Annotated in this window: 15 protein-coding genes; 4 read left to right on the top strand and 11 right to left on the bottom strand. The window is 70.7% G+C overall.

The window, feature by feature from the left end; translation table 11 throughout:
* Positions 1-33: 33 nt before the first annotated feature.
* Complete coding sequence (locus tag IEZ13_RS06595; protein ID WP_183217814.1) at positions 34-1,119, bottom strand: calcium:cation antiporter; 1,086 nt, start codon at positions 1,117-1,119, stop codon at positions 34-36.
* A 16-nt stretch (positions 1,120-1,135) separates the two neighbouring features.
* Complete coding sequence (locus IEZ13_RS06590; protein WP_229794497.1) at positions 1,136-1,432, bottom strand: Rdx family protein; 297 nt, start codon at positions 1,430-1,432, stop codon at positions 1,136-1,138.
* Between the two features lie 69 nt (positions 1,433-1,501).
* On the opposite strand from IEZ13_RS06590, the gene IEZ13_RS06585 reads away from it, so the two are divergent.
* A complete protein-coding gene (locus IEZ13_RS06585; protein ID WP_183217810.1) occupies positions 1,502-2,335 on the top strand; it encodes an SGNH/GDSL hydrolase family protein in 834 nt (277 codons plus the stop codon).
* Between the two features lie 154 nt (positions 2,336-2,489).
* Here the strand turns inward: IEZ13_RS06585 and IEZ13_RS06580 are convergent, their stop codons facing one another.
* Both IEZ13_RS06580 and IEZ13_RS06575 read right to left on the bottom strand, forming a co-directional pair.
* A complete protein-coding gene (locus IEZ13_RS06580) occupies positions 2,490-3,620 on the bottom strand; it encodes a glycosyltransferase (protein ID WP_183217808.1) in 1,131 nt (376 codons plus the stop codon).
* Positions 3,610-4,590, bottom strand: coding sequence for a glycosyltransferase family 2 protein (locus IEZ13_RS06575; RefSeq protein WP_183217806.1), 981 nt, complete (start codon positions 4,588-4,590; stop codon positions 3,610-3,612). The genes IEZ13_RS06580 and IEZ13_RS06575 overlap by 11 nt, the downstream gene beginning before the upstream one ends.
* Before the next feature lie 219 nt (positions 4,591-4,809).
* Between IEZ13_RS06575 and IEZ13_RS06570 the strand changes: the two genes are divergently transcribed.
* Positions 4,810-7,302: an HAD-IC family P-type ATPase gene (locus IEZ13_RS06570; RefSeq protein ID WP_229794496.1), complete on the top strand. Its 2,493-nt coding sequence runs from the start codon at positions 4,810-4,812 to the stop codon at positions 7,300-7,302.
* Between the two features lie 58 nt (positions 7,303-7,360).
* On the opposite strand, the gene IEZ13_RS06565 is transcribed toward IEZ13_RS06570, so the two are convergent.
* Genes IEZ13_RS06565 through IEZ13_RS06555 form a run of 3 tightly spaced genes read right to left on the bottom strand, consistent with a single transcriptional unit; the run spans position 7,361 to position 10,383 of the window.
* Positions 7,361-8,872 (bottom strand): CotH kinase family protein, encoded by a 1,512-nt coding sequence (locus tag IEZ13_RS06565; RefSeq protein ID WP_183217803.1) that lies wholly within the window; start codon positions 8,870-8,872, stop codon positions 7,361-7,363.
* Entirely contained in the window at positions 8,872-9,549 is a 678-nt protein-coding gene (locus IEZ13_RS06560; RefSeq protein ID WP_183217801.1) for a DUF4956 domain-containing protein, read from the bottom strand. The genes IEZ13_RS06565 and IEZ13_RS06560 overlap by 1 nt, the downstream gene beginning before the upstream one ends.
* Before the next feature lie 3 nt (positions 9,550-9,552).
* Positions 9,553-10,383, bottom strand: coding sequence for a polyphosphate polymerase domain-containing protein (locus tag IEZ13_RS06555; RefSeq protein WP_183217798.1), 831 nt, complete (start codon positions 10,381-10,383; stop codon positions 9,553-9,555).
* 180 nt (positions 10,384-10,563) lie between these two features.
* Between IEZ13_RS06555 and IEZ13_RS06550 the strand changes: the two genes are divergently transcribed.
* Entirely contained in the window at positions 10,564-11,235 is a 672-nt protein-coding gene (locus IEZ13_RS06550; RefSeq protein ID WP_183217796.1) for a hypothetical protein, read from the top strand.
* 30 nt (positions 11,236-11,265) lie between these two features.
* On the opposite strand, the gene IEZ13_RS06545 is transcribed toward IEZ13_RS06550, so the two are convergent.
* Positions 11,266-11,466 carry a hypothetical protein gene (locus tag IEZ13_RS06545; RefSeq protein ID WP_372441835.1) on the bottom strand — a complete coding sequence of 67 codons (201 nt, stop codon included), beginning with the start codon at positions 11,464-11,466 and terminating at the stop codon, positions 11,266-11,268.
* A gap of 221 nt (positions 11,467-11,687) precedes the next feature.
* Positions 11,688-12,548 (bottom strand): ion transporter, encoded by an 861-nt coding sequence (locus IEZ13_RS06540; protein ID WP_183217795.1) that lies wholly within the window; start codon positions 12,546-12,548, stop codon positions 11,688-11,690.
* A gap of 288 nt (positions 12,549-12,836) precedes the next feature.
* On the opposite strand from IEZ13_RS06540, the gene IEZ13_RS06535 reads away from it, so the two are divergent.
* Entirely contained in the window at positions 12,837-15,341 is a 2,505-nt protein-coding gene (locus IEZ13_RS06535) for a PAS domain-containing sensor histidine kinase (RefSeq protein ID WP_183217793.1), read from the top strand.
* Here IEZ13_RS06535 and IEZ13_RS06530 read toward each other — a convergent pair.
* Both IEZ13_RS06530 and IEZ13_RS06525 read right to left on the bottom strand, forming a co-directional pair.
* The gene (locus IEZ13_RS06530; protein WP_183217791.1) at positions 15,338-16,150 is read right to left on the bottom strand and encodes a siderophore-interacting protein; all 813 of its coding nucleotides are present in this window, start codon (positions 16,148-16,150) and stop codon (positions 15,338-15,340) included. The two genes, IEZ13_RS06535 and IEZ13_RS06530, sit on opposite strands and share 4 nt — an antisense overlap.
* Positions 16,151-16,193: 43 nt before the next feature.
* Complete coding sequence (locus IEZ13_RS06525) at positions 16,194-16,640, bottom strand: cupin domain-containing protein (protein WP_203833673.1); 447 nt, start codon at positions 16,638-16,640, stop codon at positions 16,194-16,196.
* Positions 16,641-16,720: the final 80 nt, after the last annotated feature.

Genomic DNA, 16,720 nt, shown 5'->3' with positions numbered 1-16,720 from the left:
CGGTCACCGGGGGAATCTACCTTTTCCGGTTGATCACGGACTCGCCGCCAGGAACAGGTACACCGCCAGCATGCCCAGGTGAAGCCCGCCCTGGAGGATGTTGGCCCGCCCGGGCACGATGGTCAGGGTGCCGACCACGAAGGTCAGCGCGAGCAGCACGAGCTGGGTGCCGCCGAGGCCCAGCAGCAGCGGGCCCTCCAGCCAGATCATCGCGACGGCGATCGCCGGGATGGTCAGGCCGATGCTGGCCATCGCCGAGCCGAGCGCCAGGTTGAGGCTGGTCTGTATCCGGTCGCGGGCCGCCGCGCGGACCGCCGCGATGGTTTCCGGCAACAGCACGAGCAGGGCGATCACCACACCGACGAGGGCTTGCGGCAGGCCGTTGCCGGCCACCACCGACTCGATCGTGGGCGAGACCCCCTTGGCCAGGCCGACGACCGCGATCAGGGCGACCAACAGCAGGCCGAGGCTGGCCAGGGCGGTCCGGTTGGCCGGCGGCGCGACGTGCTCCTCGCTGTCGATGACCTCGCCCTCGGTGGTGATCGGCAGGAAGTAGTAGCGGTGCCGGCGGGTCTGCACCATGACGAACAGCAGGTAGAGGGCGAGCGAGACGACGGCCGCGAAGCCGAGCTGGGCGGGCGAGAACTGCGGTCCCGGCCGGCTCGTGGTGAACGTCGGCAGGACCAGGCCGAGCACGGCGATCGCGGCGACCGTGGCGAAGGCGGAACCGGTGCCCTCCGGGTTGAAGACCGCGATTCGCCGGCGGACCGCGCCGACCAGCAGCGAGATCCCGAGGATGCCGTTACAGGTGATCATCACGGCGGCGAAGACGGTGTCCCGGGCCAGCGACTGCGCCTTGTCGCCGCCGCCGATCATCAGCGTGACGATCAGGGCCACCTCGATGATGGTGACGGCGACCGCCAGGATCAGGGAGCCGAACGGCTCGCCGACCCGGTGCGCGACCACCTCGGCGTGGTGCACCGCGGCCAGGACGGCGCCGGCCAGCAGCTGGGCGACGATGATCACGCCTGGTGGCGGGAGGTCACGGCCCCAGGTCAGGACCAGCGTCACGAAGGCGAGGATCGGGACCCAGAGGGCCCAGCGGGAGAGGATCTTCACCCCACAACTGTGACGGTTATTCGGCCTTGTGACCCTCGGAGTGGCCCAGACTCCGCTCCGGAGCGATCCGGTCCCGGACCAGCCGCTTGAGATGCGGCAACTCGGGGAAACCGCCCTCGCCCTTGCGTGACCACAGGGTCTCGGAGCCCAGCCGGACCTCGAAGACGCCGCCGACACCCGGCACCAGGGCGACCTCTCCCAGCTCCGTGGCGAAGGTGGTCAGCAGTTCCTGGGCCGTCCAGGCGGCGCGCATCAGCCACCGGCACTGGGTGCAGTACTCGATCTCCAGGCGGGGTTCTCGCGGCTGCGTCACAGCTCCGCAGTATGCCGGACCGGCCTGATCAGGCATGATCGCGGGGATCAACCGTCTTAAGGAGTCGCATTGAGGGGACGTTGGACCGCGGCCGTCGCCGGTGGCCTGGCGCTACTGACGGCCGTCACCGTCTCGGCCTGTTCCGGCGCGGAGGGTGCCGCCGCCGAGAAGGCCGTGGAGGCCCGTGACTACGTGGCGCTCGGTGACTCGTACGCGGCCGGTGTCGGCGCCGGCAACTACGGCGACACCGAGTGCAAGCAGAGTAAGGACGGCGGCTATCCGCAGCTGTGGGTGAAGGCCCGCGCGGCCACCCCGTTCGGCGCGGTCACCGACGCCACGTGCGGCGGCGCCGTCATCGACGACGTCCAGTTCAACCAGCTCACCGAGCTCGACGAGAACACCGGCTGGGTGACCCTCACGGTCGGCGGCAACGACGCCGGCTGGTTCTCCGTCCTCCAGCAGTGCATGTTCGGTGACGGCGCCACCTGCCGGACGTCGGTGGACAAGGCGGCCACCTCGTTCGAAACCACCATGCCGGCCCGGCTGGACACCCTCTACCAGGCGATCCGCAACCGGGCGCCGAACGCGAAGGTGTACGTGGCCGGCTACCCGCACCTGGTCGCCGACCCCGGTGGAACGGGCGTGTCCTGTGACTCGCTGACCGACGCGCACCGTAAGGCGCTGAACGCCGGCGCGGACACCCTCAACGAGCTGATCAAGGCGCGGGTCGCGGCCCACCAGGGCTTCACCTTCGTCGACGTGCGCGAGGCCTTCAAGGGTCACGAGGCCTGCACCAGGGAGCCGTGGATCCATTCGGTCCGCGACGACCTGTCCGAGTCGTACCACCCGACCGCCGACGGCTACCAGGCGTACCTCAAGGAACTGGTCGCCGTCACCGGCTGATCGCCTGCTGCACACCGGTCCGGGGCCGGATGGGACGTGCACCACGCTCGAACCCGGAACGCGCGCCGCGGCCGTGAGGTCGCGGCGCGCTCGCGTGTGCGCCACGGGGCGGCCATGGTTCGGCGGGGCGGCGCAGGCCGTACCGAAACCGCTGCTAAGGACGACCGGGCAGCGCGGGTGACGTGTGGACGGCCTGGTCGTAGAGGTCTTCCAGGCGGGACGTCTGGGTGTTCAGGTCGAAGTGGGTGGCCACGTGGGCGCGGGCCCGGGCGCCGAGGCGGCGGCGCAGGCCGGCGTCGCCGAGCAGGCGGGCCAGGGCGGCGCCGAGCGATCGCGGGTCGGCTTCCGGGACCAGCAGGCCGGTCTCGCCGTCGACGACGGCCTCGGGGATGCCGCTGTGCCGGGTCGCCACCACCGGCAGGCCGAGGGCGCCGGCTTCCAGGATGGTGGTGGGCAGGCCCTCGGTGTCGCCGTCGGGCGCGGTCTTGGAGGGCGCGGCCAGCATCCGGGACTCGGCGAGGTGCTGCTGGACCGACGCGGGTGGCCGGGCGCCGACGAAGGTGGCGTCGACGCCGAGGCGTTCGGCGAGGGCGCGCATCTCGGGCAACAGCGGGCCGTCGCCGATGAGCAGGGCGCGCGGGCGCGGCGCGGTGAGCGTGGACAGGGCGGTGAGCAGGTCGTCCACGCCCTTCTTGGCGACGAACCGGCCGACGAAGACGACGTCCCAGCGTTTCGGGACGATCGGCGGGGTGTGCGGGACCGGTACGCCGGTGTGGTGGACGCGGATCCGGGCCGGGTCGGCGCCGCACTGCTCGGCGCGGGCGCGGATCACGTCGGAGACGGCGATGACCAGGGCGGCGCGGTCGAAGACGGTCCGCAGGTTGCGCCGGTAGCGCAGCCCGTGCAGTCCGGGGGCCTGCGGCTGCCGCGTGACGTCGTGGCCGTGCACCGTGACGACCAGCGGTCTGCCGAGCCGGCGGGCGCTGTGGCTGATCAGCCAGCCGTCGCCGCCGAAGTGCGCGTGCACCAGGTCGGGACGGACCTCGGCGAGGACGGTACGCAGCCGGGGTGAGGCGCCGGTGAGCCGCAGCCGCAGGAAGTCGCCGCCGCCGTCCGGGAAGGTGATCACGTCGTCCGGGCGGGACAGCGCGGACCCGGCGCGGACGGCGCCGACGTAGGTGGGCGTCCAGCGGGTGAGCGCGTCGCCCTGGGCCCGGATGAACGTCTCGGAGCCGGGCAGCATGGCGCTGCGCCAGATGGCGACCCGGCGGCCGTCAGCCGACATCGACCGGCTCGGCGGCGGTGGCCGGGGCGGGGGCCGGGTCGCGGCGGCCGACGATCAGGTCGCGCAGCCGGCGGCGCAGGGCCGGCGGCAGCGCCCAGATCTGGAGGTGGGTGAGGTAGTCGAGGGCCCGCGGGTCGCCGTGCTCGCGGGCTTCGGCGAGCAGTTCGCGGAAGTGCCGGCCCTCGCGCGACGGCGCGGCCATCGAGCTGATCACGCTGAGCGTGAAGGCGGCGTACGCCCGGGGCGTGAACAGGTGCCGGTTGCCGCGCAGCCAGGCGAGCTGCTGCTCGTACGGGTTCTGCAGGCTGATCCGGTCGCGGTCCTCGTCCTGGTGCCACAGCACGAGCGGCTGCTCGGCGTAGAGCAGTTCCACACCGTCCTCGCGGACCGCCCGCAGCGCCCAGTCGAGTTCCTGCTGGCGGCGCAGCCCGACGGTGAACGGCACCCGGCGCAGCAGCTCGGTGGGCGCCATGATCGTCGACGTCTGGATGAAACCGTCGCCGTAGAACAGTCCGCGCCGGACGCAGAAGTATTCGCTGAGCGGCTCCCCGGCGGCGGGCAGGCGGCGGGGCATGACCGAGTCGGCGCGCGGGGTGCGGTTGATCAGCCGGCTGGCGACCACCGGGTAGCGGGCGGCCGAGCCGGCGGCCAGCGCGAGCTGCACCTCGATCTTGTCGGGCAGCCATTCGTCGTCGTCGTCGAGCAGCGCCGTCCAGCGGCCGCGGGCCTCGGCGGCGCCGACGTTGCGGGCGTTCGGGGCGCGACGGCGCTCCGGGACGACGACCACCCGCAGCCGGGGGTCGCCGATCTCGGCGAGGGCGTCGGTGGTGGCCTGGTCGGGACCGTCCACCACCACGACGACCTCGAGATCGCCGTGGGTCTGGCCGAGGGCGCCGTGGACCGCCCGGGTGGCGAGCAGCGGCCGGTGACAGGTCGGGATGACGACGCTGACGTCCGGTTCAGCAGGCATGTCGACTCGCTTACGCAGGGGGCCGGGCGTATTCGAGCCGACGCTAGGAGCGCCGGGAGACCGGACAGTTAATACCGGGCGGCGGGCCGTGGAACGACCCGCCACCAGTGGAGTCCTCGCGGAACTGCCGGAACCGGACTGATCCCGGCGAAACCGATCGCCGCGGGCCTGCCGAAATGTACGGTCAGGCGCGGGGACTGCGATCGAATGGAACAGCTGATGCTCGCTCCGGCCGAAGGGCTGACCGGGGCGGAGGCCGAGGCACGGCGCCGGCGGGGCGAGGCGAACACCGCCGTACAGGGCGGCTCGCGCGGTTACGCCGAGATCCTGCGTACCAATGTCTTCTCGTTCTTCAATCTGATCCTGTTCGTGATCGGCGCCGCGCTGCTGGTGCTGGGCCGCTACAGCGACGCGCTGATCAGCGTCGGCCTGGGCCTGATCAACGCGGTGCTCAGCGCGGCCCAGGAGATCCGGGCGAAACGCAAGCTGGACCGGCTGCAACTGCTGGACCGGGCCGGGGTGCTGGTGATCCGCGACGGCCGGGAGACCGAAGTCGCCCCGGAGCAGGTGGTCCGCGGCGACGTGCTGCGGGTCCGCCCCGGCGACCAGATCGTGGTGGACGGCCCGCTGCTCGACGGCGGCCGCCTGGAGGCCGACGAGTCGCTGCTGACCGGCGAATCCGACCCGGTGGTCAAGCACCCCGGCGACGACCTGCGCTCGGGCAGCCTGTGCGTGGCCGGCGACGGTCACCAGCTCGCCCGGGACGTGGGCGTGCACAGCTACGCGGGCCGGCTCACCGCCGAGGCGCGGCGGGCCACCACCGACAAGACGCCGTTGCAGCGCAGCATCGAGTTCATCGTGCGGCTGGTGATGGCGCTGGCCGTGCTGATGAGCGGGGCCATCCTGGCGCAGGCGGCGCTGGAGGGGTTCAGCGTGCTGCGGGTCGTGCAGATCACCGCGGTGCTGTCCGGGCTGGTGCCGTACGGGCTGTTCTTCCTGATCGCGCTCGCCTACACCGCCGGCGCGGTCCGGATCGCCCGCACCGGCGCCCTGGTGCAGCAGGTCAACGCGGTCGAGTCGATGACCAGTGTGGACGTGATCTGCACCGACAAGACCGGCACGCTGACCACCGGGCAGCTGGTGCTGGAGGAGATCGTCCCGCTGGGCGATCACGAGTACGGCGAGGCCGCCGGGGCGCTGGGCGGCATGGCCCACAACGCCACCACCCCGAACCTGACGGCCATCGCGATCGCCGGGTCGCTGAGCGGGCCGGTCTGGGAGGTCCGCGACGAGGTGCCGTTCTCGTCGTCGCTGCGCTGGTCGGGCATGGTCGCCGAGGAGGGAACGTGGGTGCTCGGCGCGCCGGACGCGCTGGCCGGGCGGCTGCTCCGGCCGGTGCCGGCCACCGAGATCACCGACCGTACCGGGCGAGGGCTGCGGGTGCTGCTGCTGGCCCGTGCCGAGGATCCGGAGAGCGGGCTGCGCGACGCGGCGGGGCGGCCCGGCCTGCCGGTGCTGGAGCCGGTCGCGCTGGCCGTGCTCGCCGACGAGGTGCGTCCCGAGGTGGCCGCGGCGGTGGCCCGTTTCCGGTCCGACGGGGTGGAGCTGAAAGTGCTGTCCGGCGACGATCCGCGTACCGTCGCCGCGATCGCCGCCCGGGCCGGGATCACCGGGGACGAGCCGGTGATGGGCGCCGTCCTGGACGACCTCGACGACCCGGCGCTGGACCGGCTGGTGGCCCGGACCAGCGTGTTCGGCCGGGTCGCGCCGGAGCACAAGGAGCGGATCGTGCGCTCGCTGCGGCGGCAGGGCCGGTACGTCGCGATGGTCGGCGACGGGGTGAACGACGCCCGCGCCCTCAAACAGGCGCAGGTCGGCGTGGCGATGCGCAGCGGCAGCCCGGTGACCCGGGACGTGGCCGACATCGTGCTGGTCGAGGACGACTTCTCGGCGCTGTCCCCGGCGCAGTACGAGGGCCGGCGGATCATCAACGGGATCGGGATCTCGCTCTACGTCTTCCTGTCCCGGGTCGCCAGTCAGGGGCTGGTCATCCTGTCGGTGACGATGCTGGGGCTGAGCTTCCCGTACTCGCCGACGCAGGTGGGCCTGACCCTGTTCACGGTGGGCATCCCGACGGTGTTCCTCACCTTCTGGGCGAAACCCACCCGGCCGGACCCGCATCTGCTGCGTAACCTGGTGCGGTTCGTGGTGCCGGCCGCGGTGGTCACCGCCGCCTTCGGCACGGCCATCTACGCCGTGTTCTACACGCTCGTCACGCACGGTTTCGGCTCCGGGCGGGCCCCGGAGCGGATCATTCACGAGTTCGAGCGGACGACCGGCCTGACCTACGGCGTCGACGCCGACTTCACCGAGGCCTCCGCCACCATCCTGGCGCAGACCGGGCTGTCGACGTTCTTCTGCTTCGCGTCGTTCCTGCTGATCCTGTTCCTGGCGCCGCGGTCCCGGGTGTTCGCGGCGTGGACCGCGCCGACCGGGGACAAACGGCCGTCGTGGCTGGTGCTGGGGCTGATGGTGGCGTTCGGCGCGGTCCTCTGCGTACCGGTGCTGTGGCAGTATTTCGGGCTGATGGGGCCGTCGAAGGCGGTCTTCTTCGTGGTGATGCCGACGCTGGTCCTCTGGTACCTGACGCTGACCGTGGTGTTCCGGCTGCGCCTGTTCGACCGCCTCCTCGGCCTCGAACAACCCCTTTAGAAGCAGATTTCGTACGCCGAAAGCGCGCTCGAGCCCATGATGGGCCGAGCGCCTTCCGTCAGCCGGTGATGATCTCGTTGGTGACCAGGAACCCGGTGCGCTCCTTGATGAGCGTGCGCAGGTTCTCCGCCTCGGTGGCGGTGGACTCCGCGTTCGCCCCGTCGACCGTGCCGATGACCTCGGTGATCGCGTTGATGGCGTTGAGCGCCGACGCGTTCCCATAGATCTTGTTGAACAGCTCCTTGTAGGCCTTCTTATAGGTGTCCTTGTAGGCGGCACTGGCCAGGAAGCGTTCCTTGAGCTTGTGGCCGCTCATGAAGCCACCACGCCCGCCGGCCGGCATCTGCATGCCCTCGGGCGGCTGGAAGTCACCACCACCGCCCCGCATGCCGCCGCCCATGCTCACCGACTCGGCCGGATCCTGGGTGGCGTCGCCGGACAGGGTCAGGTTGTAGTCCCAGCCGACCACCGAGAACCGCTTGGCGCCCAGGTCGTACCAGAGGTAGTAGTTGCGGCCCGGACCGGCCATGTCGTCGAAGTTGACCAGCAGGTTCTGGATGGCCGCGTACCGGGCCAGCGACGCCACGTCGACGTGCTCGTCCAGGTGCTCGTCGAACTCGGCGTCACCGGCGCCGTTCACCCATTTGATCAGGTCGATGACCGGCTGGAGGTCCTGGCTGCCCTTCTTGTTGATCTGCTTGAAGTCGTCGGCGTACTCCGTCGGGTCGTCGCCCTGATCGGTGAACTGGCTGGACGCCATGCTCTTGTAGAGCACCCCGTTGCCGCCGATCGCGTCGGCGAAGTTCTCGTCCGGGTGCTCGACGATGAGCCGGGCCGTGGTGGGCCGGTCGTTGACGGTGAAGCTGGTGTAGGCGTACCGCTGGGTCACCTCACCGGCCGCGGCCAGCACGTTGAGCGAGACCGCCTCGTTGAGGACCGCCGCGCCGCCGCCCATGCCGCCGACCCGCACCGCGATCTCCCGGTGACCCTGGTAGCGGCGGCCCTCGACGAACTCGTCGAAGCGGATCAGCCACGGCAGGGTCTCCGGCTCCTCGGTCTTGAGCGAGGTACGCCCGCCACCTCCGCCCATCCGGAAGCCGCCGCCCTCCGGGGGCCTGCCCTGCGGCATCGCGCCCTGGGGCATCGCGCCCCGGCCGCCGCCGAATCCGTTCTGCCGGGCCTCGCCGTTGCGGGTGATCCCCTGCAACGTCGAGTTGCCCTTGAGCCGGATGCCCACGCTCGGGACGGTGGTGCCGTCGATGGTGAGGTCGGCCTCCAGGTACTCCTTCTCGCCGTCCTTCCAGAACGAGTCGAGCAGTTCCTCGTACGCCTCGGTCCGGTATGTGATCTTGATGGTGTGCGCCCTGGTCGCGTCGAACAGGTCGGTGGCGCCGGCGATGTTCACCGACACCTCGTCGCCGCTCTCGTCGCTGGCGCTCGTGACCAGCGGAGCCACCCGGACCGTGCTGAACACCACCGTGAACGCGAGCAACGTGGCGGCGCAGGTGGCCAGCAGTTTCCAGTAGTGCCGGACCCGTACCGGAATCCGGTGGACCAGCCGGCGCTTCATCAGAGATCCGTCTGGTCGTACCCGGTCAGGACGGTGACCCGCTGCCCGCCGGTCCGCTCGCCCAGCTTGGTGATCAGCTCGCCCGGCTCGGCGCCCTTCTTCAACCGGACCGTGTACATCAGCTCGGTGAGTGCGCCACCTCGGATCGACTCGATGCTGACCAGCTCGAACTCGCTGGTCAGGGTGATCAGCACGTCCTGGATGTTGTTCGTGTAGTTGCCGTCCGGCGGAACCTGCACCTTGACCACCTGGCGCTGCACGTTGGCGGCGAACCAGTTGAACCGGTACATCACCAGGATGATCAGGCTGATCGCGACCGCGGCCACGACGGCCAGCGTGTAGAAGCGGGTGCCGGCGGCCATGCCGACGCCCATCACCAGGAAGATGAACCCGACGTCGCGGGTCTCCTTGATGGCGTTCCGGAACCGGACCACCGACAGCGCGCCGACCAGCGCGAACGCCCGCGCGATGTTGGAGCCGACGACCAGCATGATCAGCGCGATCAGCATGCCGAGGATGACCAGCGTCTGCACGTACGACTGGGAGTACGACACGTTGCGGTGGGTGAACCGGTAGACCCAGGCGATGAACGCGCTGAGCACGAACGACAGCGACAGCGCGATCGCGATGTCACCGACGCTGAACGTGCCGGACAGATCCTGTACTTCGAATGGCATGGGTCAGACCTCAACGGTTTCGGAATCAGGGCTGGGCTTGCTTTCAGGGACATGGAAGATCGACCGCGGGGCACGGCCGAAGGCCTCGACGCTCTGGCAGTACTTGGAGACCCGGACCACCGACATGTTCAGCCGCGCGGCCAGGTCGGTGAGCCAGTACGGGACACGCTCGTTGGCCTTGAACTCGACCACCGACAGCCGGGCCGGCACGATCAGCCGGTTCTCCGCGTCCGCCGCGAAGTCGAAGTCCCGGTCCCGGCCACGGACCCGGGAGTCGACGGTGACGCGCAGACCCACGTCGGCGTCCCGGCCGACGTACGCCTCCCGCTGGTAACCGGTCATCGCGACCGGCCGCAGGTCCAGCATCGAGATCAGTTCGAGGACCTCTTCGAGGAAGGCGGCCTGCGACGGGTCGTGCTCGACCATCCGCCGGCCGTCGCACAGGTCCCGGGCCAGGTGGTACGGCATCGCCACCCGCCGTTTCTGGGTGACCCGGTTGACCCGCTGCTTGATCTCGACGTGAACGGTGGTGTCGTCGCCGACGTTCGTACGGTCGCCGTAATGACGCACCCGCAGCTTCCGCCGGAACTTGAGGCCCTCGATCTTCTCCCAGTAGAAGCGCAGGTCACGGGTGTCGTAGTAGGTGCTCCACACCCCGTACCCGCCGTCGGCGCCGTGGCTGTCGGAGTCCATCCGCCCGGCCAGCTCCGCCCGTAGCGCGGGCAGCCGCTCACTCGGCACCAGGTACTTGATCTCGTACCGGTTGAACGAGTGCAGCCTGCTGGGAGCCCGCAGAGCGTGACCGGCGTGATCGTCACCGAGCAGTCGATTCATGCCTGTTATCTACGAGGAGCAACGACAGAGCCAGCTCGATGGCCCCTGTGAAGTTCATGGGAACGGCGGATGAACCCCGGATGGACCCGGCCCACTTATGATCATCGACCGGCTTGCCTCCGCGCGACACGGCGTCTACGTTGACGGAACATCGTTTCCCTCAATGGAACAGGGGCACGTATGCTCAGTACGCTCTTCGGCCTGATCACCGTGGCGGAGACGGCCCTGCTCGGCATGGTGATCGCGCTGCGCCGCCGCCGGCCCGACTGGGCGCTCACCCTCCTGATCCTGGTCCTGCTCGGCCTGATCTGGGACAACGCGGTGATCGCGATGGGCGCCACGATCGGCGAGGGCGGCACCCTGGAGGCCCTCTCGTTCCCCCGCTACGCGGCGCACGGCATCCTCGTACCGTTGCTGATCATGGTCGGTGTGGACCTGGCCCGCCGCCACGACGTCCGCCTCTTCACCGGCGCGACCGTACCGGCCGTCCTCGGCGCGGTGACCGTCCTGCTGATCACCATCGGCATCCGGCTCGACATCGTCACCCTCGACCTGGAGCCCACCCGCTACGCCGACACCCTCCGCTACACCAACGCCGCCGCCCACGGCCCCCCGATCCCGGCGGTGGCCACCATCCTCATCCTGATCGCCATCGGTGCCCTCCTGCTGGCCCGCACCCGCCGGCCCTGGCTCCTGGCCGGATCGATCGCCATGTTCGCGGCCGCCGCGGCCGCGGCGGCCGCCTTCTGGATCGGCAACGTGGGCGAACTCATCCTGATCCTGACCATCTGGTTCACCGCCACCCACCGGCCGGCTCTCAGCGCTGCCGCAACGCCCTCGAAACAGCCCTGAGAACCAGCCGGACCCCAGCTGGCTGGCCCGCTATCGGGTCATGATCCAGGTGGGGAACGGGGAGCTGAACTCACTCAGGACCCGCCAGCCCGCCCGGCGATAGAGGTCGACATTGGCGGGCTTGCTGGTCTCCACCACCGCCGGGAGGCCGTCCTCGGCGGCCCTGCGTAGACCGGCCGCCATCACCGCCCCCAGGTCAGCGGGCCGGGCGATGGAGATCTCCTCAGTCACGGAGTCGCATCCTACCGCTCGCGTAAGAGCATCCTAGGAGGCTAGCCATCCGCCGGAGCGGCGCACGCCGAACGTCACCGGCCCACGGCCGGGATGGCCCCGTCCCCTTCGACGGCGTCCAGAAAACGGAACATCCCCGACGACGGATTGTCGCCGGGGATCAGCACATCGTCAGCTTACCCGCGGCCATCATGCGGATAGAGGCCGGTTCTCGTTGGTTCTTAACGAAAACTGCGGGGTGACGGCACCTCGGGCACTCGTTCAAGCTGGCGCTCCAGGGCGTCGAGGGCCTCGCGGAGGACGGCTATCTGGTGCTGGGGGGAGTCGTCGACCGGGATGGGGTCGCCCCGGTGTTTGCCGTCGGCGGCGGCCCGCTCCGCCTCGTGGGCCTCCTGGAGGGCGGTCAGAACCAGGCCGACCAGCAGGTTGGTGAGCAGGTAGCAGGCGGTGACCATGTAGGAGACGTAGTACGGCACCGCCCAGCCGGTGATCTCGCGGCCGGACTGGAGGATGTTGGTGATGTCGTCCAGGGACAGCAGCAGGAAGAGGCTGAGCATGGCCTGGCCGACGGTGCCGTAGCGGTCGGGCTGGGCCGCGCCGAACAGCATCCAGCCGAGCATGGCGTAGGCGTACAGGACCAGGCCGGTGATCAGCAGGAAGCTGCCGAGGCCGGGAAGGCTGCGCCGGATGCCGACCAGGATGACCCGCAGGCTGGGGAAGAGCCGGAAGGCGCGGACGATCCGGGCCAGCCGGAGCAGGCGTAGCAGGGTCACGTTCTCCCGGACGCCGGGCAGCAGCGGGGCGGCCAGGATGAGCATGTCGAAGAGGTTCCACCGGTCGCGGAAGAACGTGGACGGGCGGTCCAGGCAGGCGCCGAAACGGATCAGCAGCTCGACCAGGAAACCCGCGACGCAGAGGTGCTCGATCAGCCGCAGAAGCGGGCCCGCGGCGGCCTCGATCCCGGAGTAGGTCTCCAGGCCGAGGCACGCCGCGTTGAGCACGATGACCGCGAATCCGGCGATGCTGAACCAGGGCGCGCCGACCACGGCGAGACAGCGTGCGGCAAGATCCCGAATCAGCACGGCCGCATCTTATGCGGTGGTTCGTACCGGTCCGTCATGTGGTGGGAATGGTGTGCCCGTTCTCGGCCAGCCACTGGTCGAAGGTCCGTAGGCCGGGGGTGAGGCGGCGGGGCTCGCCGAGGTCGCGGACGCCGGTGAAGTACTCCTCGAACTCGGTGTACCTCGGCGCCGAGCTCGACCAGCTCCTGCGCGCGGGGCGAGGTGGTGTCCCGGGTGAGGGCCCGGACCACGTACTCGCCGCTGGGGTCTCGCTCAGTGGTCGCGCCGGGTTGCCGATCGGGTTCTGTGATGGGGCGTGACAACAAGCCGGTCGCCGCGCCGGGCCGGACCGACGGCCCGGTGCTTGGCACCCCGTACGCCCGGGAGATGGCCGCCCTCCGCGCCGAACGGGACGAGGCCCTGCGCGCCGCGGCCCGCCTGCGGGCGGTCCTGGACAACGCGCACGACGCCTTCGTGTCGATGAGCGCGGACGGCGTGATCATCGCCTGGAATCCGGCCGCCGAGCGGCTCTTCGGCTGGACCGCCGCCGAGGCGGTGGGCCACCGGGCCACCGAACTGATGATCCCGCCGCCGCTGCGGGACGCCCACGATCTGGGCCTGGAGCGGGCCCGCCGGTCCCGGACCTCCCAGTTCGCCGGGCGGCGGCTGGAGTTCACCGTCGTCGACCGGTCCGGCCGCGAGTTCCCGGTCGAGATGACCCTTCAGACGCAGTACGAGCGGGGCGAGCCGGTCCACCACGCCTTCCTGCACGACATCACCGCCCGGACCACCGCGCGGCTCGAGCTCAAGCGGGAGCGCGCCTATCTTCAGGCACTGCTGAACAGCCTGGACACCGGGGTGGCGGCCTGTGACAGCGACGGCACCCTGGCCCAGTTCAACTCCGCGATGTGCGAGATCCACGGGCTCGGGCACCAGCCGATCGGCCCGGAGTCGTGGGCGAGCACCTATCACCTGTTCAGGGCCGACGGCCGTACCCCGATGGCGCCGGAGGAGGTGCCACTGGCCCGCGCCTTCGCGGGCGAGATCGTCTCGCACGAGGAGATGGTGGTCCTGGCCCCGGACCGGCCGCCGCACTGGTTCCTCACCAACGCCCGGCCGATCGACTCCGCCGACGGTCACCGGCTCGGGGCGGTGGTGGCGATGCACGACGTCACCGACGCGCACCGGGCCGAAGTGCTGCAACGCTGCCGGTACGCGGTGGCCCGCGCACTGTCCGAGGCCACCTCGGCCCGGGACGCCTCGATCGCCGCCGCCGCCGCGATCGCCGCCGAACTGGACTGGTCCTGCGCCGAGTACTGGGAGGTCGACGAGGAGCAGGAATACATCGCCCGGGTCAGCTCGTGGGTCCGGCCGGGGGTCGATCTGGCCGAGTTCACCGGTGACACCCCGCTGGCGTTCGGCATCGGGCAGGGACTGCCCGGGGCGGTGTGGGAGACCGGGGCCGACATCTGGAGCAGCGACCTGCTCAACGAGCTCACCGAGGTGAAGCGGCTGCCACTCGCGTACCGGCTGGGGTTGCGGGCCACGATCGGCATGCCGGTGCACAGCGGCGCCCGGGTGGCCGGCGTCCTGGCGTTCTTCACCGACACCGACAGCGCCCGCGACGACGACATCCTGGCCATGCTGCGCGACGTCGCCACCCAGATCGGCCGGTTCGTGGAACGTCGCCGCGCCGAGGACCTGACCCTCGCCCTGGCCGCCGCCCGGCGCGCTTTCAACCGGGTGATCGAGCAGGTCAACGACTGCTTCTGGACGGTCGAGATGATGCCGGACGGCACGGTCCGGTCGGTCTACTCCAGCCCGGGGGCCACCGGCGTCTTCGGTGGCACCCTGCCCACCGACGCCGACATGGCCGAGACCCTGGCCGAGCGGATGCACCCCGACGACAGGGCGGCGTTCTTCGCCTACCACGAGCGGATCGGCACCGGCGAGCCGGCCGAGTTCGAATGCCGGATCATCGGGTACGACGGCCGGACGCGCTGGGTGTGGACCCGCGGCGTCACCCGGCACGAGGACGGCCATCTGTACGTCGACGGGATCAGCACCAACGTCACCGAACGGCGGGAGCTGGCCGACCAGCGCGAGCTGCTGCTGGCGAAGGAGCAGGAGCAGGTCCGCCGGCTGCGCGAGCTGGACCGGATGAAGGACGAACTGGTCGCCGTGGTCAGCCACGAGATGCGCAACCCGATCGCGATCATCGCGGCCCAGACCGACTCGCTGCTGGAGGAGCCGGAGTTCGCCGGCCGCACCGAGCTGGTCTCCATCGAGCGGACCAGCGGCCGCCTGATGCGCCTGGTCGAGGATCTGCTCGATCTGGCCCGTTTCGAGAGTGGACCGACCGTGCTGGACCCGCGGCCGATGCGCCTGGACCGGCTGCTGCGCCAGGCCGTCGAGGAGCACAGGCTCAGCGCGCCGGTGGACCTGGTCACCGAGATCGCCGGCCTGCCGATGGTGGCCGGGGACGCCGCCCGGCTCCGGCAGGTGCTGGACAACCTGCTGTCCAACGCGATCAAGTACACCCCGCCGGGCGGCACGGTCACGGTCACCGCCCGGGACACCGCCGACACGGTGACGGTGACGGTCACCGACACCGGCATCGGGATCCCGCCCGAGCAGTACCCGAAGCTGTTCACCCGCTTCTTCCGGGCCAGCACCGCGATCGACCACAAGATCAAGGGCACCGGGCTGGGCCTGGCGGTCACCAAGGCGATCGTGGAGGCGCACGGCGGCACGATCGCCGCCGAACCGGGGCCGGCGGGCGGCACCCGGTTCACCGTGACGCTGCCCCGCTAGGAGGGGGCCGCGTGGCCCTGTCGCCAGTAGCCGATGAAGTCGACACTCCCCTTCGGGACGCCGCGGTCCGCGACGAGATGCCGCCGGCCGCCGGTGACCAGCGCGGACTCACCGACCAGGTAGGCGTAGACCGGCCCGGACGGCAGCGTCGCCGTACGCAGGGTCGCAAGCGCCTGCCGTCCCGGGATGTCGCCGGAGCCCTCCCGGGCCACCCAGTGCAGGGCGATCCCGGGCGGCACCCGGAACTCCTGCCGGTCCGCCATCGACGGCAGCTCGACGATCGCCACCCCCTTGGCGTCCTCCGGCAGGGACGACAGCACGCCGGCCACCGCCGGCAGGCCGGTCTCGTCGGCCACCAGCAGCGTCCAGTCGTGGTCCTGGCGTGGGTGGTAGCCGACGCCCTGGTCGAGCAGGCCGACCTGGGCTCCCGGATCGGCGGAGAGGGCGAACGTGTTGGCCGGCCCGCTGTGGCCGTGCTCGTCGGTGTGCACCACGAAGTCGATGTCGAGCCCGTCCGGCCGGTACGCCCGGACCGTGTAGTTGCGCACGAACGGCCGCTTCGGCTTGGCGGTGGCGAGGTACTGCGCGTACCACAGCCCCGAGGTGCGGGTGGGCAGCTTGAGCGTGTCCTGTCCGGGGCGGGGCAGGAAGAGCCGGAACCACTGGTCGAAGCCGAGCGGGGTGAACCGGTCGAGGCCGTCGCCGCCGAGCGTCACGCGGACCACGTTGGGCGAGATCCGCTCGCTCTTGGTCACCTCGAGCAGCAGGACGTGGGGGTCGACCGGCTTGCGGAGCTTGAAGTTCGCCATAGTTAGGCGAACCTAACCTAAGTAACTCCGCGCGGTCCAGGGGCTATCGCGCGCAGCCGGGGTCCGGGGCGTCGGTGGAGAGCGGGACGCCCTTCGGGGAGACGTAGACGACGTCCAGGATCAGCGGCTCGCTCCCCCGGTTCTCACCCAGGTGGGCGCGCGGCTCCTCCGGGGCCTCCATGAGATCCTCCCCGGCCCGGTACCGGTGCACCGTGACGCAGTCGGACATCCGGTGGGTGAGGGTGCCGGCGCGCACGTTCGCGAAGACCAGGCCGGGGTGCCGGTGCCAGCCGGTGGCGCCGCCGGGCCGGATGGTGATCTCGCGCAGCACGTAGTCGGTGTCCTTCACGGTCCACTGCCCGATCACCTTGACGGTCACCCCGTGCCCGGGTGTGGCGTACGCCGGGCTCGCGGTCATCACCGCCCCGACCACGACGACACCGCCCAGGCCGACCCTGATCAAACCGCGCATCTCCACCACCCCTGTCACGACAGCCACCTGGAGGGAGAACGAGCAAGTTGATCATCGGTGGCGGGGGCGGTTTCTTTCCTGCGCCTTAAGCCTCAGGG

Origin of the sequence: Actinoplanes campanulatus (assembly GCF_014647795.1) — a bacterium.
In the GTDB taxonomy this organism is placed as follows: Bacteria; Actinomycetota; Actinomycetes; order Mycobacteriales; family Micromonosporaceae; genus Actinoplanes; species Actinoplanes campanulatus.
Note: the sequence above shows the minus strand (reverse complement) of the source record. Positions and strands in the feature narration are given on the sequence as shown.

Coding starts and splice junctions, on each gene's coding strand:
- IEZ13_RS06580 (WP_183217808.1), bottom strand. CDS start 3,620: ATGTCGGCTGACGGCCGCCGGGTCGCCATCTGGCGCAGCGCCATGCTG.
- IEZ13_RS06575 (WP_183217806.1), bottom strand. CDS start 4,590: ATGCCTGCTGAACCGGACGTCAGCGTCGTCATCCCGACCTGTCACCGG.
- IEZ13_RS06570 (WP_229794496.1), top strand. CDS start 4,810: ATGCTCGCTCCGGCCGAAGGGCTGACCGGGGCGGAGGCCGAGGCACGG.
- IEZ13_RS06565 (WP_183217803.1), bottom strand. CDS start 8,872: ATGAAGCGCCGGCTGGTCCACCGGATTCCGGTACGGGTCCGGCACTAC.
- IEZ13_RS06560 (WP_183217801.1), bottom strand. CDS start 9,549: ATGCCATTCGAAGTACAGGATCTGTCCGGCACGTTCAGCGTCGGTGAC.
- IEZ13_RS06555 (WP_183217798.1), bottom strand. CDS start 10,383: ATGAATCGACTGCTCGGTGACGATCACGCCGGTCACGCTCTGCGGGCT.
- IEZ13_RS06550 (WP_183217796.1), top strand. CDS start 10,564: ATGCTCAGTACGCTCTTCGGCCTGATCACCGTGGCGGAGACGGCCCTG.
- IEZ13_RS06535 (WP_183217793.1), top strand. CDS start 12,837: ATGGGGCGTGACAACAAGCCGGTCGCCGCGCCGGGCCGGACCGACGGC.
- IEZ13_RS06530 (WP_183217791.1), bottom strand. CDS start 16,150: ATGGCGAACTTCAAGCTCCGCAAGCCGGTCGACCCCCACGTCCTGCTG.